This window comes from Klebsiella sp. HMSC25G12, assembly GCF_001807705.1.
Classification (GTDB): Bacteria; Pseudomonadota; Gammaproteobacteria; order Enterobacterales; family Enterobacteriaceae; genus Klebsiella; species Klebsiella variicola.
In genome coordinates, this window is sequence record NZ_KV789880.1 from 88,355 (window position 1) to 94,497 (window position 6,143).

General features: G+C 55.8%; 7 protein-coding genes. 4 read left to right on the top strand and 3 right to left on the bottom strand.

The genetic code is table 11. The annotated features are described in order from the left end of the window. Positions 1-88 precede the first annotated feature (88 nt). From HMPREF3096_RS12040 to HMPREF3096_RS12055, 4 genes are all read left to right on the top strand, one after another. Positions 89-526, top strand: coding sequence for a VOC family protein (locus tag HMPREF3096_RS12040; RefSeq protein WP_008804740.1), 438 nt, complete (start codon positions 89-91; stop codon positions 524-526). Positions 527-612: 86 nt separating this feature from the next. Continuing rightward, positions 613-1,431 carry a polyphosphate kinase 2 gene (ppk2, locus tag HMPREF3096_RS12045; RefSeq protein WP_012541603.1) on the top strand — a complete coding sequence of 273 codons (819 nt, stop codon included), beginning with the start codon at positions 613-615 and terminating at the stop codon, positions 1,429-1,431. A gap of 179 nt (positions 1,432-1,610) precedes the next feature. Next, entirely contained in the window at positions 1,611-1,796 is a 186-nt protein-coding gene (locus tag HMPREF3096_RS12050) for a hypothetical protein (protein WP_070544497.1), read from the top strand. Continuing rightward, a complete protein-coding gene (locus HMPREF3096_RS12055; protein WP_023322693.1) occupies positions 1,793-2,119 on the top strand; it encodes a CcdB family protein in 327 nt (108 codons plus the stop codon). The genes HMPREF3096_RS12050 and HMPREF3096_RS12055 overlap by 4 nt, the downstream gene beginning before the upstream one ends. Before the next feature lie 52 nt (positions 2,120-2,171). On the opposite strand, the gene fdnI is transcribed toward HMPREF3096_RS12055, so the two are convergent. The 3 genes from fdnI to fdnG form a co-directional block, all read right to left on the bottom strand. Then, positions 2,172-2,828, bottom strand: coding sequence for a formate dehydrogenase-N subunit gamma (gene fdnI, locus HMPREF3096_RS12060; protein ID WP_023322694.1), 657 nt, complete (start codon positions 2,826-2,828; stop codon positions 2,172-2,174). Beyond that, positions 2,821-3,705 carry a formate dehydrogenase subunit beta gene (gene fdxH, locus HMPREF3096_RS12065; RefSeq protein ID WP_023297691.1) on the bottom strand — a complete coding sequence of 295 codons (885 nt, stop codon included), beginning with the start codon at positions 3,703-3,705 and terminating at the stop codon, positions 2,821-2,823. The genes fdnI and fdxH overlap by 8 nt, the downstream gene beginning before the upstream one ends. An 11-nt stretch (positions 3,706-3,716) precedes the next feature. Continuing rightward, positions 3,717-6,143 (bottom strand): formate dehydrogenase-N subunit alpha (gene fdnG / locus HMPREF3096_RS12070; protein ID WP_228704802.1); only part of this gene is annotated, 2,427 nt, incomplete at its 5' end.

Genomic DNA, 6,143 nt, shown 5'->3' on the forward strand with positions numbered 1-6,143 from the left:
GTGGGCTCAAAGCGATAAACGCCCAATTGATCTCAACTTAACTTGAGGTTGTAAAGTCTTCCCATCATTCACCTCTGGAGAATCATCGATGCACACTGTTGATGTCGGTTTTACCCATGTCGCCTTTACCGTTCGCTGTCTGGCCAGCAGCATTGATTTTTATACCCGCTATACCGCGATGACCGTCATTCACCAGCGCGAGCCTGGCTTACCCTCGGCGCGTAAGGTGGCGTGGCTCAGCGATCGTACCCGGCCCTTCGCTCTGGTGCTGGTACAGAGTGACGATCCGGCCGACACACCGCTGGGCCCGTTCGGCCATCTCGGCGTCGCCTGCGCCACCCAGGCGGAGATCGACGAGAAGGTCGCTCAGGCGCGGCGGGAAGGCGTTTTGCGGCGGGAACCGGAACAGCTGGGCGATCCGGTGGGTTACTTCGCCTTCTTTGCCGACCCGGACGGTAACACCCTCGAGCTGTCATGGGGGCAGCGGGTGGGGCTGGAAGTCATTGCGGCGGGGAACGCCAGCTAGCCCGTCCCCTGCGCGAATATTTTCCACCGCCTCGCCGGCGAAGGATTACACTTCAAAGGGATACCTCGGCAACACGGAGCATGGCGATGGGTAATAAGAAAAACGGTAATCCGGTCGACGCGGCAGTGAAGACCGCCCCGCTCGACAATAAAGCGTATGAGAAGGCGTTGCGCAAACTCCATGTTGAACTGGTGAAACTGCAGCGCTGGGTGGTGCATAAAGGGCTGAAGGTGTGCATCGTCTTTGAAGGCAGGGACGGCGCCGGCAAAGGCGGCACCATTAAGGCGATCACCGAGCGCGTCAGCCCGCGTATCTTCCGGGTCGTCGCCTTGCCCTCTCCCACCGAGCGCGAGAAAAGCCAGCTCTATTTCCAGCGCTATATCAAGCACCTTCCGGCGGCTGGCGAGATTGTGATTTTCGATCGCAGCTGGTACAACCGCGCCGGCGTCGAACGGGTGATGGGCTTTTGCACCCCGGAGGAGGTGCAGAAGTTTCTCGACGGTGCGCCGATGGTGGAGCGCGGCATGGTCGAATCGGGCATAATTCTGCTCAAGTACTGGCTGGAGGTCTCTCCGCAGGAGCAGGAGCGCCGCCTGCGGGATCGCATCGACGATGGTCGTAAAATCTGGAAGCTCTCGCCGATGGACATTAAGTCTTTCAACCGCTGGGATGAATATACCGCCGCCCGCGACGCCATGTTCGCCGCCACCGATACCGCCTGGGCGCCGTGGTTCGTCGCCCGCTCGGAGGATAAAAAGCGCGTACGTCTGAATATCATCACCCATCTGCTGTCGCAGATCCCCTATGAAGCTTTACCGGTGGAGCATGTGACGCTGCCGAAGCGCAAAATTGGCAAAATGAAACAGACCAATTTCCCCTTCCGCTTTATTCCCGAGAAGTTCTGATTATTCCTCGCCGCGCTGGTTAATACCAGCGCCAGGTTTATTACCACAACCATGAATATTTCATGGCTATTACTTTCCTCTGGAAGCGGCCTCGCAAAATAAATATTAAAGTTGCTGCTGGGATTTATTTTTTAGTGAGTAAAGTGAATAATCACAGAACCAACCGCAAGGAGCCGATGATGAAAAGTAATACGCTACGTAAAAGACCCACTGACGTACCCGTCCAGAAGTCGTCAGCACAGCCAGGTAAAGATTTACGAGAAGCAGATAAACAGCGACAGCACAAGGAATTCATTGCCGTAATGAATGAATTTATTGCAAAAGGAGGCACTCTTACTGATGATGAATTTTTCAGGGTACTATGATGCTTGAACAATTCAATGTTTATCGAAATTGTTCTGCTCAGACAAATAAAACCCTGCCGTATTATATGATCGTGCAGAATGATTATTATGCAGACCTGGCCACGAGAGTCATTATTCCTTTAATGCGAACACAACAGTTACCACGCTGGCATCAGCATGTCGTACCAAGGATAAATATAGAATTTGACAGCTTTTTACTTTGTACGCCAATGATCAGTAACTTAAATAATAAACGGATCCAGCCACAGGATTTCGTCTGCAATCTGAGTCATGCGCGCCAGGGCGTTATCGATTCAATCGATACACTTATCACGAACTGCTGACTGTCGGGAACCCGCTCCGACATCTCCGGAGCGGGTTTTGCGCCGTGAAGGCTTACTTCATCCCTTCGCGACTCTCTTTCATCGCCTCCAGGCGTTCGACATCGCGATACCAGCGCGGGTGATGTTTCTTCGCCCAACGGCGGCTGACCTTACCTTCAATCATGCCTTTAATCGACCCTTTAACCCAGAATGCCATGTACATATGGATGAGGATCGCGTGGATCAGGATAATTGCCGAAGTGGCGTGTATCAGCAGGCTGTAACGGATAACTGGAATCGGGAAATATTCTGCAAAGTACGGGCGCCAGATAATCATCCCGGTCACCAGCAGCACGAAAATCATGCTCATGATGGTCCAGAACATCATCTTCTGCCCGGCGTTATATTTACCGACGCGCGCGACCTTATGTTCGTTGCCTTTCAGCACCTCCACGATACCTTTCAGCCAGGGGATATCCTGTTTATCTGGAATATTGTGGTGGACAAAACGCACAAACATAAACATCAGCGCGACAAAAATCAGCACCCCAAAGAACGGGTGCAGGATACGCCCCATCTGCGGGGTGCCGAAGGTTTCCGTTAGCCACTGCAGCGTCGGGAAGAAAAACGATATTCCCGACAGTGCCACGAGGAAGAAACAGATAACCACCGTCCAGTGACAGGCACGATCGATAAACGTCGTGCGCACAATCATCTTCGATTTACTCATCATGCTCCTCCTCGTCGTCATCAACTTCCTTGTTCGGCCCGATACCGATGTAGTGGTAGATAAGCCCGGCGAAGGTGGCGATAAAGCCCGCCGCCGCCAGCGGTTTCAGCGCCCCCTTCCACAGACTGATACTGGTATCGATCTGCGGTTCCTTCGGCAGCTTGTGATACAGCTCCGGCTGGTCGGCATGATGCAGGACGTACATCACGTGGGTGCCGCCTACGCCCTGCGGGTTGTAGATCCCGGCGTTGGCATAACCGCGTTTTTTAAGCTTATCCACCCGCTCCTGCGCCACTTCCAGCATCTCTTTTTTCGTGCCGAAGTGGATCGCGCCGGTCGGACAGGTTTTCACGCAGGCCGGTTCCTGGCCGACGCTGACCCGATCCACGCACAGGGTGCATTTATAGACCCGGTTATCCTCTTTATTGAGGCGCGGGATATTAAACGGACACCCGGCAATGCAGTAGCCGCAGCCGATGCAGTTTTCCTGCTGGAAATCGACGATGCCGTTGGCGTACTGAATAATCGCCCCGGCGGAGGGGCAGGCTTTCAGGCAACCCGGTTCCTCGCAGTGCATACAGCCATCCTTGCGGATAAGCCACTCCAGCTTGCCGTTCTGTTCGGTCTCGCTAAAGCGCATTACCGTCCAGGATTTGGCGCTGAGATCCGCCGGATTGTCGTACACGCCGACGCAGTGCCCCACTTCATCGCGGATGTCATTCCACTCAGAACAGGCCACCTGGCAGGCTTTACAGCCCACGCAGGAAGAGACATCGATTAGCTTGGCGACTTCCGCCTTATAGTCCCGCGCGCGCGGCGCGGGCGTGATCGGGTTGGTCGCGGAGCGTTTAATAATGTCTTGTGTTTCCATCGCCATTGAATCGCTCCTTACGCTTTCTCGATGTTGACCAGAAACGCCTTATACTCCGGCGTTTGCGAGTTGGAATCGCCGACGTTAGGCGTCAGGGTGTTGGCGATATAGCCTTTGCGGGCCACGCCTTCAAAGCCCCAGTGCAGCGGGATCCCGACGGTTTCGACCTGCTGGCCGTTGACGTTCAGCGTGCGCAGGCGCCGGGTCACCACGGCAACCGCGCGAATAAAGCCGCGTTTGCTGCTGACGTTCACCCAGTCGCCGTTGGCGATACCTTTGCTTTTCGCCAGCCCTTCGCTGATTTCGACAAACTGTTCCGGCTGCGCGATGGAATTGAGCAGCGCATGCTTGGTCCAGGTGTGGAAATGCTCGGTCAGACGATAGGTGGTGCCGACATACGGGAACTTATCCTTCTTACCCAGGCGGATGGCGTCCTCTTCATACAGACGCACCACCGGGCTGGAGACCACCTTCGGGTGCAGCGGGTTGGTGCCCAGCGGGGTTTCCATCGGCTCGTAGTGTTCCGGGAACGGCCCTTCCGCCAGTTTATCCAGCGCAAACAGGCGGCCAAGTCCCTCCTGCTGCATGATAAACGGCCCGGTGTTGCTCCCCGGCGGCGCAGTATTGAAGTCCGGAATATCATTTCCGACCCACTTGCTGCCGTTCCACTGGATCAGCATCCGCTTCGCATCCCACGGCTTGCCGTTAATATCAGCCGAAGCGCGGTTATACAGCACCCGACGATTGAGCGGCCACGCCCAGGCCCATCCCAGCGTATTGCCCAGGCCCGAAGGATCGGCGTTATCACGATTCGCCATCTGGTTACCCTGCTCGGTCCAGCTGCCGGTATAGATCCAGCACGACGACGCGGTGCTGCCGTCATCGCGCAGCAGCGCGAAGCTATTGAGTAGTTGGCCTTTTTTCGCCAGCAGAGCGCCATTTTGATCGTAGAGATCCGCCAGCGCGTAGCCGTTGTTCTCTTTAGCCACTTCTGCCGATTCCGGGTGATCTGGCTGCTTATAGCTCCAGCTCATTTTCAGCAGCGGTTCCGCGCCCTTCCCGCCTTCGCGACGGTACAGCTCGCGCAGACGATGATAGATCCCAGCCAGGATTTCGCCATCGTTGCGCGCTTCCCCCGGTGCGTCCTGGCCTTTCCAGTGCCACTGCAGCCAGCGACCGGAGTTGGCGATCGAGCCATCTTCTTCAGCAAAGCAGGTCGACGGCAGACGGAAGACTTCGGTCTGAATCGCCGACGGGTCGACATCATTAGACTCGCCGTGGTTCTGCCAGAAGGTCGAGGTCTCGGTCACCAGCGGATCGATAACCACCAGATACTTCAGCTTGCTGAGACTGCGGACCACTTTGTTTTTGTCCGGGAAGGACGCTACCGGGTTGAAGCCCTGACAGATATAGCCAGTGACGTTGCCGCTATCCATCATATTGAAGTACTTGATAACGTCGTAGGCCTGATCCCATTTCGGCAACCAGTTGAAGCCCCAGTCATTCTCTTTCTGCGCCGCCTCGCCATAGAACGATTTCATCAGGCTGACGAAGAATTTCGGGTAGTTGCTCCAGTAGTTCACCTGGTCGGGCAACGTCGCTTTCGGCGTGTTGGCGCTAAGATAACTTTGCAGATCGCTCTGTTTATCGGATGGCAGCGTCAAATAACCCGGCAGACTGGTCGACAACAGGCCCAAATCGGTCAGCCCCTGAATATTGGAGTGGCCGCGCAGCGCGTTGACGCCGCCGCCGGCCATGCCCATATTGCCGAGCAGCAACTGGATCATCGCCATGGTGCGGATGTTCTGCGCGCCGACGGTGTGCTGCGTCCAGCCCAGGGCATACAGGAAGGTGGTGGTGCGGTCCGCGGCGCTGGTTGACGCCAGCACCTCACACACTTTAAGGAAGTCCGCTTTCGGCGTACCGCAGATATTCTCCACCACTTCCGGCGTGTAGCGGGAAACATGCTGCCTGAGCAGATTCCACACGCAGCGCGGATGGCTGAGCGTTTTATCGCGTTTGGCGTAGCCGTTTTCATCGAACTGGTAGTTCCAGGACGATTTATCGTACTGACGTTTTTCGGCATCGTAGCCGCTGAACAGGCCCTCTTCGAAGGCAAAATCATCCCGCACCAGCAGACTGGCATTGGTGTAATGCTTCACGTACTCGGCATTGATCTTATTATTTTCGATCAGGTACAGCAGCACGCCCGACAGGAAGGTAATGTCGGTACCGGAACGAATCGGCGCATAGATATCGGCCACCGACGCGGTACGCGTAAAGCGCGGGTCGACGACGATAAGCGTGGCATCGTTATTGTTTTTCGCTTCCATCGCCCAGCGGAATCCCACCGGATGCGCTTCGGCGGCGTTGCCGCCCATCACCACCACAACGTTAGCGTTTTTGATATCAACCCAGTGGTTGGTCATCGCACCGCGACCAAA